The organism is [Clostridium] clostridioforme AGR2157, assembly GCF_000424325.1.
Taxonomy (GTDB): domain Bacteria; phylum Bacillota; class Clostridia; order Lachnospirales; family Lachnospiraceae; genus Enterocloster; species Enterocloster clostridioformis_A.
This window is the reverse complement of the sequence record NZ_AUJR01000004.1, coordinates 147,682-165,938: the sequence shown is the minus strand read 5'-3', so window position 1 is coordinate 165,938 and position 18,257 is coordinate 147,682. Positions and strand designations below refer to the sequence as shown.

The following is an 18,257-nucleotide window of genomic DNA, read 5'->3' as shown; positions in this document are numbered from 1 at the left end:
CCTCAATCATTCATTTGTATGGATACACGTCTTAAATTCTTCAAGCAGCTCCCCAAAGAAACCAAGGGCTTCATCCACCGGCCGGGTGGTGGACATATCCACGCCGCAGAGCTTCAGAAGATCGATGGGCTTCATGGAGCAGCCTCCGCTTAAGAACTTCTTATACCCTTCCAGCGCGCCTGGCTCCCCGTTCATAATGCGGCTGCTGATGGCCACGGCTGCTGAAAATCCCGTGGCATACTGATATACATAAAAGGGTGTATAGAAGTGGGGAATTCTCTCCCACTCATAATCAATCTGGCTGTCCACTGTCATGGACGGTCCGAAATAGTCCGCATTCAGCTGGTGGTACGCATTGCACAGACTCTCAGCCGTCAGGCTCTCCCCCCTGGCCGCCTTTTTATGGGCCATGTCTTCAAACTCCGCAAACATGGTCTGGCGGAACAGGGTTCCCCGGAAGCTTTCCAGGAAATGATTCAGCAGGTATGCCTTTTCCTCCCTGCTGCCGGCCTTCTTAAGGAGATGGCGTATCAGAAGAGCCTCGTTGCAGGTAGATGCCACCTCTGCCACGAATATCTTATACCCGGCATAGGTAAATGGCTGGTTCCTGTCGGAATACCAGGTATGGATGGAGTGTCCCATCTCGTGGGCCAGAGTAAACACATCGTTAAGGGTGCCATGGAAATTCAGCAGCACATAGGGATGGCTGCCATAGGTCCCCCAGGAATAGGCGCCGCTGCGCTTGCCTTCATTTTCATAGACATCTATCCACCGGTTGTCAAATCCCTGTCTTAACAAGGACAGATACTCCTCTCCCAGCGGAGCCAGCCCCTCCAGCACAATGGCCTTGGCCTCCTCATAGGTGTAATGGCGGTCAGCCGCTGCCACCATGGGTACATAGAGGTCATACATGTGAAGCTCATCCACACCCAGCACATCCCTGCGCACCCGGGTGTACTCATGAAGCTTCATGATATTCTCCCGCACCGCCTTCACGAGATTGTCATAGACCAGCTCCGGCACCTCGTTGTCAGCCAGGTAGTATTCCCGGCTGGAGGCATACTTCTTTGCCTTCGCGTAGAACACGGCCTGCTTCACATTGGAGGAAAATGCAGCTGCCAGTGTATTGGAAAACTGTTCATATACACTGTATAACCCCTCAAATGCATCCTTACGTATCCTGCGGTCCTGGTTCTCCATCAGGGAAATGTAATTGCCGTGGGTAATCCGGATGCCCTCCCCATTCTCCCCTGTGATAACAGGAAATTTCACATCCGCATTGTTGAACATGGTAAAAATCTGGCTGGCGCCCTGGGTAGCGTCGTAGGATTGGGCCAGAAGTTCTTCCATCTCTCCGGACAGGGTGTGATCCCGCCTGGCGAGAATGATTTCCAGCGCCCGTTTAAAATGGCCGATACCGTTATCCGCTGCCATGTACCGTTCCAGAAGCTCCCGGTCCATGGACAGAATTTCCGGCACCAGGAAGGAGCTGTTCTCAGCCGCCCTGTAGGACAGCGTCTGGGCCCTGGAAAACATATCCTGGTATCTCTGCACCGTGGTATCCTCATCGGAACGCATCCTGGCATAGACATACAGACGCTCTATCTTCTGGGAAAGCTTGTCGTCGAAAGAGAGGCAGGCATAGAGGGTATCCGCGCAGTCAGCCAGCTTTCCCTTGTAGGAGGCATATTCGTTTATTTCCCCGGAGGCCTCTTTAAACATCTGTTCCCACAGACCGTCCTCCGCCACCATATCCTCCAGTTTCCAGGTATCCTTTACATCTGTTTCGCTTCGTTTTTTCACGCAGAACACACTCCTTCCAATACTATTTAAATTGGCACCATATTAAATTCACGCTATATTAGATTCGCTGCCAGCGGCACCACAATGACTGTCATCAGCCCTGCCACTGCAATGGAGAGACTGCTCATGGCGCCCTCGATTTCCCCCATCTCCAGCGCCTTGGCCGTCCCCACCGCATGGGCGCTGGTTCCCATGGCAAGGCCCTTGGCAACCGGATGACGGACCTTTAAAAGCTTTAACACGGTCTCCCCGGCCATATTGCCTAACACTCCTGTAAGTATGATGCTCATGACCGTCAGGGTGACGATGCCGCCTTCCTCCTGACTGATACCCATTCCGATGGCCGTAGTAATGGACTTGGGAAGCAGTGTCACGTAGTGGACATGGGCCACGCCCAGCACCTTGCACATGAGGAAAATGCTCACCGCACTGGTGATCACCCCCGACGTGATGCCCACCGCCACGGCGTCAGCATGTTTCTTCAGCAGATGCAGCTGCTTATACAATGGGATTGCCAGACAGACCGTGGCCGGCGTAAGGAGCCAGCTGAGATAGGACGCACCTTTATTATATGTTTCATAATCCATTCCTACTCCCAGAATGCAGGCAATAATCAGGGCTGCCGACACCAGAAGCGGATTCAGGATAGCCAGTTTTGTTTTATTCTTAAGCCAGCAGGCAAACAGATAGGCGCCTATGCTGAGCACAAGACCGAAATATTGTGTCTGTTCCAGTATCAATCGTATGCCTTCCCTCATGTCACTGCTCCTCCCCGCTGTGTTTCCTGCCCATGACCCACTGGGCCATGCATCCGGTCACTGCCATGACAAGAAGGGTGGATATTCCTATGATTATCAGAAACGGCACCAGAACTGCCCTTACCTCCCCGATGCACTCCACAATCCCAACGGTTGCCGGTATGAACATCATGGTCATGGTATCCATAAGAAAATTGCCCGTTCCCTCCACGCTCTCCAGCTTCACGGCCCCGCACATAAGGACTGCCAGCATGATGAACAGGCCGTATACACCTGCCGGCACAGGCAGGGGCACCACATGATTCAATACCTCTCCCGCCAGGGTTATGCCCAGGATAATTCCTATTTGTTTTACATATCTCATATCTTTTGTTTCCTCCTGCTGCGTTAGAGCGTGTTTAAAACTGCTCTGATTATGTTTGAAATTCGCACGGCCTTTATTCTACCACTGCATTTTTCCATAATCAACCCGAATACAGATAAATACACAAGAAATACAATCTTACCGTTGCAATGGAAGTCTTCCTGCCCTACAATATAGGAAAGTCCAAAGGTAAGAGTCCAGGAGGCGTGCCCGCATGAACATGACGCATACGAACACCACACATACGAATATTACTCATACGAATATTACTCATACAACAACATTATCCCGGAAAGAACAGGAAGATATACACAGGATTACTGCCCTGTGCCGCCTCGCAGACGGCCTGAGTCTTTCCTGCCCTGAGGACGGGGATGAATACTGGCTTCTGGAGGAAGATACAACCGCGGCTGCTTTCCTGGCCGTGTATAAAACAGAGGAAACAATATGGGAATGCTATGCCTTCACACACCCGGATTTTAGAAGAAAAGGATATTTTTCCGTGCTCCTGGAACAGGTCTGCCGGTACAGCGAGGCCCTGGGCGAGCCGGAACTCTGCTTTGTAACCGATAACAAATGCCCGGCGGCCATGGCCGTTCTTCGGGAACTGGAGGCAGAGCTTTGGAATGAAGAATATATGATGGAATATGATGTAACAGCAGCCGGAACTGCTTTTGGGGATGGAACATCCGCCTCCCCCGCTTCCCTGCCGGACATGGAACTGGACATGGACATCCGTACAACTCCGGAAGGGTTACTTATCTGCGCCCGGAGACCGGGGGACAATCCCACCGCGGATGGCGCCTGCGTCACCTGCCGTCTTTCCCTGAACGGCACCGGCTCATACCTGTACAGCCTGGAGACAATTCCGGCCCTGCGCCGCCGGGGATTGGCCAGCTGTTTCCTCATGCAGCTTATCCGGCATCTGGAGCGTAAGGGTATCCGGCGGATCTGCCTCCAGGTATCCGGCTCCAATGAGCCTGCCCTGCATCTCTATAGAAAAACAGGGTTCCGCATAACGGAAACCCTGTCCTACTATCTCTACTAGAGCCTGTTTGAAACAGCTGATTTACAGCCCTTGTCAGTCCCTGCGCACCGTGACGCCCTGGGCCTCGATTTTCTTGCGTATCTCCAGCATTTTCATGTCTGTGCCGGCAATGACTTCCGCACATTGCTTCAGTTCCTCACTGATTTCTCCGTTGTCGTCAATAAAGGACTTCTTATACTTCAGCTGATGGTCCAGGCTGGCCCAGAAGTCCATGGCAATGGTACGTATCTGTACCTCCACACGGATGGGCTTCTTGCTGTCAGAAAAGAACACCGGTATCTCAATAATCATGTGATAGCTTCGGTATCCGTTGGGCTTGGGATTCTGAATATAATCCTTTACCGCAATCACCTTTACATCATCCTGCCTTATCAGCATATCCGCCACTTCATAGATATCATCCAGAAAGGAACAGATAATCCTGATTCCGGCCACATCATCCAGATTTTTCTCCATGGACTCCAATGAGATCTCAAATCCCCTGCGCTGCAGCTTTTCCACTATGCTCTTTGGCTTCTTCACACGGGACTTTATCATCTCGATGGGATTGCGCTGGTTCTTTACGGACAGCTCGTCGTTCAACACTTCCAGCTTTGTCTTAACCTCTCTGATTGCACAGGTATACCTCATCATAGCCTGCTGGAACTGGTGAGCCTGGTCAACCCACATCTCCGGCACCTGGACCATATCCGGTACATTGACGATGGACTGATGAAGCTCGCTGTTGGGATTAATGTTAATGTTCATCGGTTCACCTCATTATCTATGGTTTACTGCTGCCGCAGTTTTTTATAATGCCTCGACTGCCTTTACAGCCTCATCAAACCATGGCATTTCAAGATATTCCACGCGTCCTGCATCCACCATCTGGGCAATGGCAGGGTCAATTGGTATCTGAGCCAGGACCTTGATGCCGTGCTCTGCCGCGATTTCCTCTACATGGCCTTCTCCGAATACGCTGATGCGCTTGCCGCAGTCTGGACATTCCAGATAGCTCATGTTCTCCACGACTCCCACAATGGGTATATCCATCTTCTTTGCCATGTTCACTGCCTTGGCCACAATCATTCCAACCAGTTCCTGTGGTGAGGTGACGATGATGATGCCGTCCACAGGCAGGGACTGGAATACGGTCAGGGGCACATCGCCTGTGCCTGGCGGCATATCCACGAACATATAATCCACATCCTGCCATAAGGTCTCAGACCAGAACTGTTTCACGGCCCCCGCAATCACAGGGCCTCTCCAGATGACCGGGTCCGTGTCCTTATCCAGAAGAAGGTTGGCGGACATAATTTCCACGCCTTCCATGGACTTGGCCGGAAGCATCAGGTTGCCGTCAGGTGAAGTGGCCACGCCCTCATTGCCGATACCAAAGGCCATGGGAATGGACGGACCTGTGATGTCAGCGTCCAGGACAGCTGTTTTCTTACCCTTGCGGTTCATGCTCACTGCCAGCATGGAGGTGACTAAGGACTTGCCCACGCCTCCCTTACCGCTGACAACGCCGATTACTTTCTTTACGGAGCTGGCCGGATTCAGTGCCTCCAGGAACTCACTTTTATCTACCTTACGGCTGTCGCAGTTCGCACTGCAGGAGCCGCAATCATGGTTACATTCGCTCATTTTTAGTTCTCCTTCCAATATTTCTATGCATAACTTTAATTATAAATCCATTTCTCAATATTGTCCATTGTTTTCTGGCTGTTCACCGCCCTGTCACCGCCCGGTGCGCTGCCCTGTCCGCAGTCCCGTTCACCGCCCTGTCCGCTGCCGTCACTGTTCACCGCGGCCAGCAGACGCCTGAGGGCAAATCCGGGGCGTTTGACCATGGCTTCCTCCAGCACAGCCTTGTTGAAATCCGAGTGTTCCACCTCCCTGGAAAACCGGTGGGCAGCATCCACAAAATCCATGAAGGAAAGCCGCCCGCCCTGGTCTGTCCACAGGGCCTGGGCCAGCTCCTCAATCAACAGGGTGGCTGCCGCCCCCATCTTCATCTTTCCATAGGGATTTTCGTTGTAAACAGCCCCGCAGAAATAGGCATAGAGCCTCCCTTTTCTGATTCGGGCCTGGAGGTCGTGGGCCAGTCCCAGGCACAGGGAAGTCCTGTCCGCCCATGACCAGGTACGGTTTCTGAGGATATCCAGCGCCAGTTCCCTGGCATCCATCAGCTTTGTGTAGAGAAAGAAGTCAAATTCCTCATATGTCTCCTCCCGCTCATCCTCCCTGGTAATGAACCGCACCGGTTCCTCACAGCCCAATATGATTCGCGCCGCCTCTATACAGGAAAGACAGAGCGTCATTTCCCTGCATCCCTCAAATTCCTCTATGTGCCTGGGATATGTGCGGCAGGTACGGCAAAGGTACTCCGGTCCTGCCTCGCTGTAGATGTCACATAGATTTTCCTCATTTAAAAACGCGCACCGTCCACGGTACTGCTTAAAGGAGCCTTCCTTCCAATGAATGGAATTATGGAGGCGGCTGCCAAAGGGTCCGTCCATTTCCCTGTACTTCTTAAGAGATGCCCTGTCAATCATGATGCCCCATCCCGCGCAGCAGGTGTCCGAACATTCCGACGCAATGCATTTAAAATGATTGTAATAGTGGGGAACTGTGTATATCATATATGCCTCCTTATAAATGCCGGAGCCTTTCCCCGCAGGGCAGCGCTTCATAGATGGTGCATCCCATCTGTTCCTCAAAATAATCCTTTATCTCCAGCACCTTTTTCCAACGGGGAATGGTGCAGGGATGAACCCCGTACCGGATGGTTACGTCCACGAACCTGGTTTCCAGAGGACAGAAGCCCGTGGGAAGGGCCAGGCTGTCACAGAGCTGTACCAGGCGGTCATAATCATCATAGACTGCCCCGGAAATGAATTCCTTCATGAATGCATAATCAAGGGGTGTCACGTCAAACTCGCCTATGGATGTGCCTATGTCCTGTATCATGAACGCATGGCTCATGCAGATTCTGGCAGCCTCCTCCCACCCGTGTTCCATGCACCTGCGGTATCCATCCAGCAGATGGCGCTCCGATGTCCGGCCCGCATATCTGCCTGTATCGTGAAGGAGCCCCAGCACATAGGCATGGTCCCGGTCCAGATGGCTGCACCTGGAAGCTATGCTCTCACAGGCAGCCGCCACGTACCGGGAATGCTCCTTCCAGGGACCTGGATTTAAGTCCGCTGCCCACTCCAGCTCCTGATTTGCTCTCTCTCTGTCCGGTATCATTATATCCCTCCTGCTTCCATTCATTCTGCTGCCATCATAGGCAGAGAAACCCTGCTGTTTTAACTGAACTCCGTTTATTGTACTACCAAATCATACAGATATCTACCTTGTATTTAAGATTTAACATGGGAATCCCTTACAGCGGGCCGTACGCCGTCAGGCGTGTTCGCAAAAGAGCGATGCGATTTTTGCCGGGGCTTGGGGTGTCCCCAACAAGCAAAGAAAGGGTAGTTTTTTAGTAGCCGAACGAAGGCTACTAAAAAACTAACCATTTCGATTGCTCGCCAGCTTTCGTGGCTTGTTATGTGGAATTAGCTGATAATTTATTCAAGGGCTGCTTCGTGGGTGGCGGCTGGAAATAAGGGCAGTTTTAATGGATATTGATTGAAAAATAGGTGAATTGCTCTCGCCGGCGTGAGGATTTAGGAGGAAGTTTCAAAGAATCACTTGAATTTCATAGATGGATTGACTATAATAGAAGTGTAATAAAAAAGGAACAACCACCTCATACAAGAGGTTGGCTGAATACTCAAATGACAGAATTGCCACCCTTTCAACCGCCAAGTCTACAAGGGTGGTTTTTCTGTGCCCGTTTCCGGGACTTAGAAAACGCTACTGACTAATCCTTAAGATAAAGGTCAGCAATGCGAGAATGAACATACCAAAGGCCATTAAGTCTTTAAAGTCAAATTTCATTCGCACCACCTCCCATCTTATGTAAAATGGAAGGCCAACACCTTGTAATAACATGATTGTTCCCTATGGACTATTTTAGCAAATTATTTTCTATCTTTCAATGACTGCATCTGCTCAGGAAATATGGTACTGAAAAACAACCTTCGGGAACCGCCTGTTTCCTCATTCCTTCTTTGTGATATTTTCCGATAAATTTGTTATTCTCATCCGAAAATAACGACAATTCTATTTTGTATATTTTTAAGTTGGAGGGCAAAAACCCCTGTCCGGAATGGTCCGGGCAGGGGTTGGATTACAGATGTCAAAACTGCACTCAATTGCCTAACGGTTTGTATTTATTTTCTATCGAATGCATCTTTTCTTTTATGTATTCAATACTCAACTCATATACCTTATTCTTCCACTCAACCGAAGTAAACTGATGATTAGCCCCTTTTATTATTTCCAGACGGGCCTTTTTTCCGTACAGATCCAGATATGGTCCCACCGCATAAACCGGAACCTTATCATCTAACTCGCCGTGTATAAGAAGCACCTCTTTGCCGTAACCTTCCGCCTGCCTGACAATATCCGTCTTTCTCACTTGCGAAAGGAATTCACTGGACATCATAAGTACGCCTATGTCATAGAACTCCTCGTAGTGGCCCGGAACAGCATGGACACGGCTGCTGATATCATAGTAGACCACATTTCCCGGAGCCCACATAACGGCTCCCCCGCGCTGAAGCTGCGGTATGATATTGGAGACAATCGCGCCTCCCATGCTGTGCCCTACGTGAAACATATTGTCCCTGTCACACCATGGCTGCTCACTGGCCCACATATAAATGGCCTATGCCTGCTCCACCTCATCCATATATCTCATTTCCGAAAAGTCTCCGTCGCTTTCGCCGCATCCGTAAAAGTCAAATTATACACATGCGATACCATTGCCGGCGCACGTTCTGGCAAACAGTTCATGAAGACGCATCTGGCCGATCCGGTCCACGCAGAAGCCATGATAAAAACAAACCACCGGGAAGGGACCCGTCCCCTCGGGAAGCCTTACGTCCCCCCGCAGCAGTTTATGCCGAAGCTGCTGGGATATACAATGATATACTTCTCAATTTGGTTATAGAAAGGTTCTCTCTTCTCAGTCTTCTCCATGTTGATCTCCTTATATGCAAGGCCTTCTTACTTCATATACTTTCCGTTGATTTCGTCAACACTGTCTCATTGGAAGCAGAAAGTTCACGTTCATAAACAATCATCTCGTCTACACATTCCTGAATCAGCTCCTGGTCCGAAGCAGAGAGGCTGTCCCACCATGTCTTGGAGGCCAATAATGGGCTTGTATCATAAATATGACCTGTCTTTATGATATAATTCTGTACCTCGTACAATCTGTTGCCGTCAATATTGGCAAATGGATTCTCCTGGGCGTCCATGGTTCCGGGACTGCCGTCTGGAAGGTTTTGAGGTCCCAAACCCGGAACAGATACTGCTCTCCTCTCCCTGAATAGCATCTGGAACATGCCATGATGTTCCTTTCTTTTCTACCTTAATTTTCCTCTTTCTAATATTTATTGTATATAATCCAGGCCCCGGAATCAAATTAATTTCCCTTTCGTTTCCCTTATATTTAACGCAGGATTGCATCCTCTGTCCAAATGGTATATCCTTAGTTATAAACACAGGAGCTTACACTCCAGCATTTAATAATACGATTTATGGGAGGAAATGAAATTGAAACAGGCATTAATCATCGGTTCCACTGTGGTGGACGTGACTATCAGACTCCCCCATCTGCCCGTTACCGGCGAGGATGTGATTGTGGAAAACCAGACCATGTCCCTGGGAGGATGTGCCTATAATGTGTCGGAAATCCTCCGCCAGTCCGGTGTCCCATACACCCTGTTTTCTCCGGTGGGTACAGGGGTTTATGGGAACTATGTGAGGGAGCATCTGGGAAGGAAGCAGATTCCCATTCTCATCCCCGCACCTGCGGCAGATAATGGATGCTGCTACTGCTTTGTGGAACAATCAGGTGAGCGGACCTTTGCGGCCCTTCACGGCGCAGAATACCGTTTCGAAAGGCAGTGGTTCAGCCTGGTAAAGCCTCTCTCCATCGGATGTGTCTATGTGTGCGGACTGGAACTGGAGGAGGATACAGGAAGCGTCATACTGGACTACTTGGAAGAACACCCGGAATATACTGTTTACTTTGCGCCGGGTCCCAGAATCAGCTTCATCCCCCAAGGCAGTCTGGAGCGCATGTTTTCCCTGTCCCCCATCCTGCACCTCAATGGGGATGAGGCCATGGGATATACGGGAATCACGGGACCCCTGGAAGATAAGCAGCCGGTGAACCTCTGCCGGGAAGGCAAGACTGCCGACCGCCTGCGTGAAGCTGCTGACCGCCTTACAGCCCTTACCCGCAATCATGTCATCATCACCCTGGGTGGCCATGGCGCGTTCTATATGGAGCCTTCCGGAAAATATGCCCTGATTCCCGGTTGTCCGGCCCGGCAGGTGGATGCCACCGGGGCCGGGGACAGCCACATGGGTGCAGTGATTGCATGCCGCATGAAAGGTTTTCCCATGGACAAAGCCATCCGCACAGCCAACCGTATATCTGCCGCCGTGGTGGAACACGCCGGAGCAGGGCTGGAGGATGAGGATTTTCTGCGCCTGAATGTCTGGGATTCTTTGGAAGAAAATTGTAAAGATACGTAATAGGTTTGAAATTGAACTCCTGTTTTCATGGGAATTACGGCATTTGCAGCGACAGAAAAGATTGACACGGTAAAATTATCATTCACATGCGACCCTGTACCAAAAGCAGGCGAGGCGCCGGGGACCGTGACCGCCAAGACCAGCAGCAGGGAGTTCACCGTAAAAAGCGCTTATTCCGGTGAGAATACGGTCACGGAACGCCAGGTTTCAAATAATGGAAACGGCTCCTGGATCCAGAACCAGCATGGCTGGTGGTACAGATACTATGACGGGGGATACCCCTCTAATACCTGGGAAAAAATCAATAACACCTGGTATTATTTCAACCGGAACGGTTACATGCTAAACGGATGGCAGCAAATAAGCGGCTCCTGGTATTATCTGGGCGGAAACGGAGCCATGACCCGCGGCTGGCAGTCTGTCGACGGACGCTGGTACTATATAAACGGCGACGGCGTCATGCTCACAGGGTGGCAGTATCTCGGCGGACGCTGGTACTACCTGGACGGCAGCGGCGCCATGCTCACCGGATGGCAGTTCATCAACGGACGCTGGTATTTCCTGGACGGCAGCGGCGCCATGCTCACAGGATGGCAGTTCATCAACGGGGCCTGGTACTACCTGGACAGCAGCGGCGCCATGTATGCAGACCAGACAACGCCGGACGGTTATTATGTGGACGGCAACGGAAAACGGACTTAATCTACCCAAAGATATCTGAACATGAATCCACACAGCCCCAGGGCGTCCCGGAGAGAATCTGCTTTACTCCCCGGAACGCCCTGTGCATTTTGCCACCCAGATAACACCTCCCGCTGCGCCTGTAAAAGAACAGAACAGGCACACTGACAGCCTGCCCTTCATCTGCGCCAGCCACCAGACAGCTCCTGCCTCCCCCATGTCCGCCATATCGGAACGCAGTTCCTCTATCTTCCTGGCCCAGAATTCAAAATCAGACCATCTGCTGGGAATCAAATCCGGAGGTATCTTAAGCTCCAGCTTCCATGCCAGGAGTAATCCCGCCAGGAAAAATACGGCAGCCAGGATGAATGCCTTTATACTCTTCTTTATACTCTCCTTTGTCCTCCCCCTTATCCCCCTCCTGCTTCCCGAAAGGCCAGAGAGCATCCATACTGAAGTTATCCACAGCGGCAGACACACTCCAAGGCCGGCGGCAGAGGAAAAATACGTTCCGTCCACCAGGACCTTCCCGGACTTAATCCCATTCCTGTAAAGAAATTTTTCCGCCGCTGATTTTCCTGTTTCCATCCCATGGGATGTCCCTTCTTCTGCACCACTTTCTGCCTCCCTTACGTATGTAAACATCATGTATCTCATGGCGTCTTTCTCTTTGGCAGGCAGCAGTATGACATGGGATGATTCATCCGTGACTCCCCGTATCCTGTAGGGCTTCTGCCTGCACCAGATATATTTTCCCGCTACATCCAGACCTCCGAACAGTTCCATGGCAAGGCCGCTGCTGATGACGCATCCGTCCTGGTCTGAACGGCAGCCGTATGTTCCTCCCAGCAGCCTGGGTGATGACGCCATTTCCTTAAGTCCGTATACAGCGATGCAATCCGCCTCTTCTGACCTTCCCAGTCCGGGGTTCAATACCTTCAGCCTTTCCGCACGGGACCAGGCCGTGATTTCAGGCAACATTTTCCTGGTCTGCTCCTGTTCACCGTCCAGTGCATGGGAAATCAGCTGTTCCTCCACCGCCTCCCCTTCTCCATAGTATATAAATACCTGGCTGCCCGCATCCCTCATGGTCCAGGCCAGGATGGCCCCATAGCCCCATATGGCGGCAATGAGTATAAGTATGATCCATTTTTTCATTCTTCCACCACCCTGACCCGGTCTCCTTCACTCACTGGTTTGCCGGATTCTGTAATCAGCTTCATATCCTTTGTCACAAGACCTGACACAGCAGCGGCAGAACTGCTCTTTTCCAGTACCTCCACCTGGATTCTCACTGCTTTTAGCTCCTCTCCCAGTATGGTTTTTTCCGGCTCTGCCGCCAGACAGTAATATCCTTTATTATCCTCACGCAGCGCCTCCATGGGAATTACACAAGGGTATGCCCCGGATTCCATGTTCACGGCAAAGGATACCAGGTCTCCCAGCCTTCCCTCGCCTTCCTGCATCCTGGCTGTCACCTGGATTTTCCCGTCCTCTGCCATCTGGTCCACGGATTCCACCTCTGCTTCCACATTCTTTGACTGTCCCGCCAGCTTCACCTGCATCTTGACACCCTTTTTCAGGAGACCTGCCCCGGCTGTCTCCTTGTCAATCTGTGCCTTCATCTCCAGGCCGCCCACAGCCAGCCTGACCTGATGTCCGTCCTGGATCCGGTCCCCTGCCTGTAATCCGGTATCCACCACAACCCCATCCACCGATGCCTTGATTTGTCCTTTGGCATCTATTAATTCCTCTATCTTCCTCTGCTTTTTTTGAATCTCCTCCATGTCCAGTTTCATGGACTCCTGTTTCAGGCCGGACATTCCCCTTCCGGCCGCTTCCCCTGCCGCTGTACCGGCATCCGATACCCTTGCGTTTTCCACCTTCTCCATGGCCTGATACAGGCTTTCCTCCAAATCCCGGACCTTTCTTCCGGCTTGCTCCAGCTTGTCATCCTCTGCCTTCAAGGCGTCCTCATACGCCCTTCGCAGGTCCTCCTGGTTTTCCCTTTCCCCGTAATCCACATCCTCGTAGTCTTCCTCGGCCGCATACATCTTTGCCCTGGCTTCCTCTACCTTCAGGTCCTCTTCATCCCGGATGTCCTCCAAATCCTCTCCGGCCCTATCAAACTCCAGCTTAGCCCGTTCCAGCTCCTCTTCGGAAGCCCCCTGCTCCTCCAGGCGGTCCAGTTTTTTCTGCTTATCCTCCACTTCCCGCTCCGCCTTTCTCACAGCAGAATCCCTGGACTTCTGGGCCGACTCATATGATCTTCTGGCACTTTTCATAGCCTTGCGGTTATCCTCCTTCACCTGCTCCCTGGTCCGGTTCTTCTTCTGCACATAATCGTGCTCCAGTTCAATGGATGCCTTCTCATGGTCCTCCTTCGCCTTCGCCAATTCCTGGTTTCCCAGTTCCAGGGCTCTCTGGGCCGCGGCCAGCTGCTGCAGCGCCAGAGTCTCCTCAGTCACCCGCGGGACTGGAGCAAAGGACATCTGCTCCTGTTTAAACGTCAGCTCTGCCTTTTTGTACTCCAGGGTCAGAGCATCCCGCTCCTCCTCAAGTCCTTCCATCTGAAGGGTCAGGACCGTGTCTCCTGCCTTAACAGACTGTCCGGGCCTGGCTGTGATTTCCTCCACCTGCATGTTCTCCGGCAGTGATATGTATACCGTTCTTCCGGCAGTAAGCTCTCCCTCTCCCTGTATTGCGTAGGGGATCACATCCTGCTTTCCATACCCTGTCTTCACCCGTATGACGGTAAATGAATCCAGGGCCCTGGACAGAAAGGTCAGAGCTGCCATAAGGGCCAGGAATATGGCCGCTGCTTTTTTCACGTTCATTGACTCTCACTCCTTGATTCCTGATGCGGCAATCCCCTGCTCCAGTGTCTCCTGGCCCATGATGAACAGAAGGACAGGAAGCATCATCATGATGACCGAGGCAGACCAGGCAGCGCCTGCCTTATCAGCCGTAATGTCCGGCAGATAAAGGGACAGCGGCCAAAGTCTCTGCTCCTTTAAAAATGTCATGGGCTGTTCAATGGCATTCCAATATTCCAGGAATCCCAGCACCAGCATGGAAATGATTCCCGGCCGTCCCACTGGTATACCCACCTTCAAAAATATAGAAAAGTCACTGGCTCCGTCCAGCCTTGCCGCTTCTATGAGAGGCGTTGGAATGGATGCAAAGAATTTTGTCATGATAAAGACCGGAAATGCGGAAAAGATTCCCGGCAGAATGACCGCCAGATGGGTATTTAAAAGATGAAACTGCTTAAGGACCAGATAATTTGGGACCATGGTCACCTGAAAAGGCTGCATCATCAGAATGATATAGAAAAGAAACAATGCCCTTTTTCCGGGAAAACGGAAGTGGGCAAAGGCCCAGGCTCCCGGAAGCGCTATAAGCAGCTGCCCTGCTAACACCAGCCCGGTCTGCAGGCAGGAATTCCAGAACATCACATAAAACCCCGGAGAATCCACAAGCAGCTCCACAAAGGGGCTTAGCGTTGGATAGGAGGGAATAAGGGCTGCCTTTATGGGGGCGTTTCCCATGCCAAAGACAGCGCCGAAACGTTCAAGCATCTCCCCTTCAGACATCAGCGCGTTGCCCGCCATGAGAAAAAGGGGAAGCCATATAAAAAGGCACAGCAAAATGAGGACTGCATTTGTCAAAATACGTTTTATCATCTCTTTTTCCTCTTCCAGGTCCATAGCAGCACCGGAATCAAAATGGATGTCTCCACCATCACGGATGCCGCGCTCATCTTCTGAATGTCCAGGGATACAAACCAATGGTTGAACAGGTGCTGGAGCATGTAGATACTCTCATGGGGATAATCCCCTGATATAAGGTATGCCTCCCTGAACACCTTAAAGGAATTGACGACAGACAGCACCAGCACCAGAAAGGCCGTGCTCTTAAGCCCCGGCAGAGCCACATGGAAAAAGCTCTGCCAGGAACCGGCTCCGTCCACCTTTGCTGCCTCGAAAAGCTCTTTTGGTATTCCGTCCAGTCCGGCCAGCCAGAGCATCATGTCGTAGCCTGTGTTTTTCCATATATAGGTCAGCACCAGGATATAAAAGGCACTTCCCTGATTCAGCCAGTCCTGTTCCCTCCCGCCTGCCCATACCACCAGCTGGTCAAGGAGCCCCTGAGGATAAAGCAGCAGCTTCCACAGCAGCACAACGGAGGCCACCGGTATGGCCATGGGCAGCAGGAGCGTTGTCTTATACAGGTTCCGGCTGTCCGCGGCCGCTGTCACAAGCACCGCTGCCCACAGTGAAAAGGCCATCAGCACAGGGATGCACACCAGGATAAAATGCAGGGTATTCTTCACAGCCAGCCGGAATGCCTGGCTGTGAAAGACCTGTATGAAATTCTCCATGCCCACAAACTGCCCGCCCACTGCCTGGAAAAAGGAGCGGACCACCACATTCACAAAGGGTATGAGCACAAATATGGCTGTCCCCGCCAGACTTGGGGCCAGGAACAGCCATGGCCTCATATTCCTGAGCTGGATGCCAAACCGGTTCCCGAAATATTTTTTTATGCCTTTTCTACTCTGAAAAATACAACATTGCTTTGTTCTGCGCATTCTGAGCTGCCTGTTCCAGGGACAGTTTCCCCTCAAAAAATCCTTTTGTCTCATTGATGATAATATCCGTCAAAACCCGGTCCATCCGAATGGGATGATCCGCCCTGGCTGCGGTATCAAATACCAGCAGGCGTTCTTCCTTTGTGGGCCAGCTGCCTGTCAGCTCGTAACCGTCAGCTCCGCTGACAGCAATGGATGTACCGCTTGTATTTTCCCGCCCCACCCAGTCACGGGCTGCCAGGGCATTGACCGGAAGGCCGTCTGAAAGGTCCTTTGACTGGACATCACGTCCCAGCACAAAGAGAATGAATTCCCTTGCCATCTCCTTGTTCCGGCAGGCCTGGTTGATTCCCATGGTACCTGCCGGCAGGTAGGATGCATTTACATTTTCCATAGTGAATCCGTGCTTTCTCTGTACTGCCAGAGGCAGCAGGACATCGTACATGCCTCCTATCTTGTCGATTGCAATGGCACTCATACCCTGGTCCACACAGTTGTATTCGCTTGTCAGCAGTCCATCCGCTCCCGGAATAAGGTTGTAGACATTGCCCCGTCCACCATCCTCAGACTCGTCAAAGGCAGGCTTGGCACCGTTTGCCTCACCCAGGACCTTCACGGTCTCCAACAGTTCCTTAATTTTATCCGGATACGGCTTTCCCGTATGCATATCCACGATTTCATCGTATTTCAGCATCAGAATCTGACGCAGCAGACTCTCATAATTTGTCTTGGGCCGCAGGGGAAGATTGGACGAATCCTTCTGGTAGGCTCTCATGGCTTCCATGGACACAAGGCTGGCTACGGCCTGGCTGTCCCCATAGGCAGCCAGCAGCGTCATCCTGGTGGGAATCTGGTAAATACTCCCGCTTTCCTCTGTATAAGGCTTTGACACCTGCTCCATCAGCTCTCCCGAAGCTATCATGGGACTTAAGTATTCCTTCATGTCCTCAAGAATCCCCTTTTTTATATAGGACTCCGCCGGGAGACCGTCCAGAACCAGCAGGTCCGCCCCATTTCCGCCTAAAAGCTCTGTATTCAGGGCCCTTATGGTGTCGGATACCGTGGTGCTGCCTGCCGAGGTCTGGCCGTCAATCAATTCCACCCTGACATCCGGGTGTTCCAGCTGGAACATGGAAGCTGCCTGGCGAATGGTATCTGTCTCTTCCAGATTCAGCCCGTATACAGTCAGTGTCTGGGTGGGCACGGAAGGCATCTGCGGGTCATATGTATAATGTTTCAGTTCTTCCTTCTCATCCTGGGTCATCCAGACATAAAAGTCATTCTGGTTTCCCACAAACAGCTTCCTGAGATTAGCGCTTGGAAGGCTCAGGGAATTAAGGGTGCCGTCAGCCACGGTCTCCCACAGGCTTCCCCCCTGATTCATATGGTGGATTCCCCGGGGATTGGCAATGTATATTCCCCCGCTTCCGTCAGATGCCATGGGAGCCCACATGTCAAAATCCGGTGACTGGAATGGTATCTCCTCTTTGGCGGACGCTGACATGCCGGAAATATCGTAGCTGATATAGGAGCTGTCGCCGTTCGTGATATATCTGTTCCCCATGAGCAGGCCCGAGTCCTTCCATTCCATGGAACTCCACTTCTGGGGCAGGGTAAGAACCAGGTCGCCCTCAGGCGTGTACACGTCCGTCACCCTGCTGTGGGACAGGAAAATAAGTCCCTCCTCCGACACCGCCGCAAAGTCAGGCCTCACATCGTAATATTCCCGTTCATTTTTGGCGGAAAAGACCTGGTCCAGAAGCATCAGAGGCTCCTGCCCCTCTGTCAGTTTCATCATGAATGTCTTATAATCATCCCCGCCCTGGTACAGCACATACCGGTTTCCATCCTCCCCCCATATCATGTGCAGGGTCCCGTAAGGAAACTCCAGTCCCTCCAGCAGGCTGTTGTCCTGTTTCTCCCATTTTTCACCCGTCCATATGTATCTGTAAGCTTTTTTGTCCTTGACCGTATACAGCTCCAGGACCTGGTCCTCTGTCTGGATGATATCGGCGGCTGTCTCCCCTTCTTCCAGGGGAATGCCTATACTGCTCTCCGCGTATCTTCCCCTTGGGCCCTCCTGCTGCTGCTTTTCCTCCTGTCTCTTTGATTCCGTCTGCTGTTCACTTGTGCTGCCGCCTGCTGTACCGGACGGGTTAGCGCAGCCCCACAGGCATCCTGCCAGTATGCTGACAGCCAGACACAGGCTCATAAGTTTCTTTTTCATTGTAATTCTCCTCCTGGACAATATTCATGTCCCATGTATCATATCAAACAAATCTCTAAAAAAACTGAAAAAATGGAAAAATTTCTTTTAGATTTTTTAGAGATTTGTCTGATATAATGGTTTCATATATTAATGAC

Annotated in this window: 17 protein-coding genes; 3 read left to right on the top strand and 14 right to left on the bottom strand. The window is 51.5% G+C overall.

Features of this window, described 5'->3' with window-relative positions:
• Positions 1 to 6: 6 nt before the first annotated feature.
• The 3 genes from pepF to G614_RS0101915 are packed head-to-tail and all read right to left on the bottom strand — an operon-like array spanning position 7 to position 2,925.
• Positions 7 to 1,803 carry an oligoendopeptidase F gene (pepF, locus tag G614_RS0101925; RefSeq protein WP_027640563.1) on the bottom strand — a complete coding sequence of 599 codons (1,797 nt, stop codon included), beginning with the start codon at positions 1,801 to 1,803 and terminating at the stop codon, positions 7 to 9.
• Between the two features lie 53 nt (positions 1,804 to 1,856).
• Positions 1,857 to 2,561 (bottom strand): LrgB family protein, encoded by a 705-nt coding sequence (locus tag G614_RS0101920; RefSeq protein WP_027640562.1) that lies wholly within the window; start codon positions 2,559 to 2,561, stop codon positions 1,857 to 1,859.
• Between the two features lies 1 nt (position 2,562).
• Entirely contained in the window at positions 2,563 to 2,925 is a 363-nt protein-coding gene (locus G614_RS0101915) for a CidA/LrgA family protein (RefSeq protein ID WP_027640561.1), read from the bottom strand.
• A gap of 214 nt (positions 2,926 to 3,139) precedes the next feature.
• Between G614_RS0101915 and G614_RS0101910 the strand changes: the two genes are divergently transcribed.
• On the top strand, positions 3,140 to 3,973 hold the full coding sequence (locus tag G614_RS0101910; protein ID WP_027640560.1) for a GNAT family N-acetyltransferase: 834 nt from the start codon (positions 3,140 to 3,142) through the stop codon (positions 3,971 to 3,973).
• A gap of 33 nt (positions 3,974 to 4,006) precedes the next feature.
• Here G614_RS0101910 and G614_RS0101905 read toward each other — a convergent pair whose 3' ends face one another.
• The 6 genes from G614_RS0101905 to G614_RS0101870 all read right to left on the bottom strand — a co-directional run bounded on the left by G614_RS0101905 (position 4,007) and on the right by G614_RS0101870 (position 9,417).
• Positions 4,007 to 4,720: a GTP pyrophosphokinase gene (locus tag G614_RS0101905; protein ID WP_002584206.1), complete on the bottom strand. Its 714-nt coding sequence runs from the start codon at positions 4,718 to 4,720 to the stop codon at positions 4,007 to 4,009.
• A gap of 42 nt (positions 4,721 to 4,762) precedes the next feature.
• On the bottom strand, positions 4,763 to 5,599 hold the full coding sequence (locus G614_RS0101900) for an Mrp/NBP35 family ATP-binding protein (RefSeq protein WP_027640559.1): 837 nt from the start codon (positions 5,597 to 5,599) through the stop codon (positions 4,763 to 4,765).
• A 35-nt stretch (positions 5,600 to 5,634) separates the two neighbouring features.
• The gene (gene fliB, locus G614_RS26580) at positions 5,635 to 6,597 is read right to left on the bottom strand and encodes a flagellin lysine-N-methylase (protein WP_242827978.1); all 963 of its coding nucleotides are present in this window, start codon (positions 6,595 to 6,597) and stop codon (positions 5,635 to 5,637) included.
• 10 nt (positions 6,598 to 6,607) lie between these two features.
• On the bottom strand, positions 6,608 to 7,207 hold the full coding sequence (locus tag G614_RS0101890; RefSeq protein ID WP_027640558.1) for an HD domain-containing protein: 600 nt from the start codon (positions 7,205 to 7,207) through the stop codon (positions 6,608 to 6,610).
• Between the two features lie 1,009 nt (positions 7,208 to 8,216).
• A complete protein-coding gene (locus G614_RS26575) occupies positions 8,217 to 8,726 on the bottom strand; it encodes an alpha/beta hydrolase family protein (RefSeq protein ID WP_242827977.1) in 510 nt (169 codons plus the stop codon).
• A gap of 355 nt (positions 8,727 to 9,081) precedes the next feature.
• Positions 9,082 to 9,417 (bottom strand): hypothetical protein, encoded by a 336-nt coding sequence (locus G614_RS0101870; RefSeq protein WP_027640557.1) that lies wholly within the window; start codon positions 9,415 to 9,417, stop codon positions 9,082 to 9,084.
• 211 nt (positions 9,418 to 9,628) lie between these two features.
• Between G614_RS0101870 and G614_RS0101865 the strand changes: the two genes are divergently transcribed.
• Both G614_RS0101865 and G614_RS26570 read left to right on the top strand, forming a co-directional pair.
• Positions 9,629 to 10,618, top strand: a complete 990-nt coding sequence (locus G614_RS0101865) for a PfkB family carbohydrate kinase (RefSeq protein WP_027640556.1) — start codon at positions 9,629 to 9,631, stop codon at positions 10,616 to 10,618.
• A 27-nt stretch (positions 10,619 to 10,645) separates the two neighbouring features.
• The gene (locus tag G614_RS26570) at positions 10,646 to 11,320 is read left to right on the top strand and encodes an N-acetylmuramoyl-L-alanine amidase family protein (RefSeq protein WP_049948037.1); all 675 of its coding nucleotides are present in this window, start codon (positions 10,646 to 10,648) and stop codon (positions 11,318 to 11,320) included.
• 63 nt (positions 11,321 to 11,383) lie between these two features.
• Here G614_RS26570 and G614_RS0101855 read toward each other — a convergent pair whose 3' ends face one another.
• Genes G614_RS0101855 through G614_RS0101835 form a run of 5 tightly spaced genes read right to left on the bottom strand, consistent with a single transcriptional unit; the run spans position 11,384 to position 18,120 of the window.
• Positions 11,384 to 12,457 carry an ABC transporter permease gene (locus G614_RS0101855; protein WP_027640555.1) on the bottom strand — a complete coding sequence of 358 codons (1,074 nt, stop codon included), beginning with the start codon at positions 12,455 to 12,457 and terminating at the stop codon, positions 11,384 to 11,386.
• Positions 12,454 to 14,136 carry an HlyD family efflux transporter periplasmic adaptor subunit gene (locus G614_RS0101850; RefSeq protein ID WP_027640554.1) on the bottom strand — a complete coding sequence of 561 codons (1,683 nt, stop codon included), beginning with the start codon at positions 14,134 to 14,136 and terminating at the stop codon, positions 12,454 to 12,456. The genes G614_RS0101855 and G614_RS0101850 overlap by 4 nt, the downstream gene beginning before the upstream one ends.
• A 6-nt stretch (positions 14,137 to 14,142) precedes the next feature.
• Positions 14,143 to 14,985, bottom strand: a complete 843-nt coding sequence (locus G614_RS0101845; protein ID WP_022200801.1) for a carbohydrate ABC transporter permease — start codon at positions 14,983 to 14,985, stop codon at positions 14,143 to 14,145.
• The gene (locus tag G614_RS0101840) at positions 14,982 to 15,893 is read right to left on the bottom strand and encodes a carbohydrate ABC transporter permease (RefSeq protein ID WP_027640553.1); all 912 of its coding nucleotides are present in this window, start codon (positions 15,891 to 15,893) and stop codon (positions 14,982 to 14,984) included. The genes G614_RS0101845 and G614_RS0101840 overlap by 4 nt, the downstream gene beginning before the upstream one ends.
• Positions 15,856 to 18,120 (bottom strand): extracellular solute-binding protein, encoded by a 2,265-nt coding sequence (locus G614_RS0101835; protein WP_027640552.1) that lies wholly within the window; start codon positions 18,118 to 18,120, stop codon positions 15,856 to 15,858. Before G614_RS0101835 ends, G614_RS0101840 begins: the two co-directional genes overlap by 38 nt.
• Positions 18,121 to 18,257 lie beyond the last annotated feature (137 nt).

Excerpts from the sequence above, each read along its gene's own strand:
- G614_RS0101920 (WP_027640562.1), bottom strand. The coding sequence starts at position 2,561 with ATGAGGGAAGGCATACGATTGATACTGGAACAGACACAATATTTCGGT.
- G614_RS0101915 (WP_027640561.1), bottom strand. The coding sequence starts at position 2,925 with ATGAGATATGTAAAACAAATAGGAATTATCCTGGGCATAACCCTGGCG.
- G614_RS0101910 (WP_027640560.1), top strand. The coding sequence starts at position 3,140 with ATGAACATGACGCATACGAACACCACACATACGAATATTACTCATACG.
- G614_RS0101905 (WP_002584206.1), bottom strand. The coding sequence starts at position 4,720 with ATGAACATTAACATTAATCCCAACAGCGAGCTTCATCAGTCCATCGTC.
- G614_RS0101900 (WP_027640559.1), bottom strand. The coding sequence starts at position 5,599 with ATGAGCGAATGTAACCATGATTGCGGCTCCTGCAGTGCGAACTGCGAC.
- fliB (WP_242827978.1), bottom strand. The coding sequence starts at position 6,597 with ATGATATACACAGTTCCCCACTATTACAATCATTTTAAATGCATTGCG.
- G614_RS0101890 (WP_027640558.1), bottom strand. The coding sequence starts at position 7,207 with ATGATACCGGACAGAGAGAGAGCAAATCAGGAGCTGGAGTGGGCAGCG.
- G614_RS26575 (WP_242827977.1), bottom strand. The coding sequence starts at position 8,726 with ATGTGGGCCAGTGAGCAGCCATGGTGTGACAGGGACAATATGTTTCAC.
- G614_RS0101870 (WP_027640557.1), bottom strand. The coding sequence starts at position 9,417 with ATGTTCCAGATGCTATTCAGGGAGAGGAGAGCAGTATCTGTTCCGGGT.
- G614_RS26570 (WP_049948037.1), top strand. The coding sequence starts at position 10,646 with ATGGGAATTACGGCATTTGCAGCGACAGAAAAGATTGACACGGTAAAA.
- G614_RS0101855 (WP_027640555.1), bottom strand. The coding sequence starts at position 12,457 with ATGAAAAAATGGATCATACTTATACTCATTGCCGCCATATGGGGCTAT.
- G614_RS0101850 (WP_027640554.1), bottom strand. The coding sequence starts at position 14,136 with ATGAACGTGAAAAAAGCAGCGGCCATATTCCTGGCCCTTATGGCAGCT.
- G614_RS0101845 (WP_022200801.1), bottom strand. The coding sequence starts at position 14,985 with ATGATAAAACGTATTTTGACAAATGCAGTCCTCATTTTGCTGTGCCTT.
- G614_RS0101840 (WP_027640553.1), bottom strand. The coding sequence starts at position 15,893 with ATGCGCAGAACAAAGCAATGTTGTATTTTTCAGAGTAGAAAAGGCATA.
- G614_RS0101835 (WP_027640552.1), bottom strand. The coding sequence starts at position 18,120 with ATGAAAAAGAAACTTATGAGCCTGTGTCTGGCTGTCAGCATACTGGCA.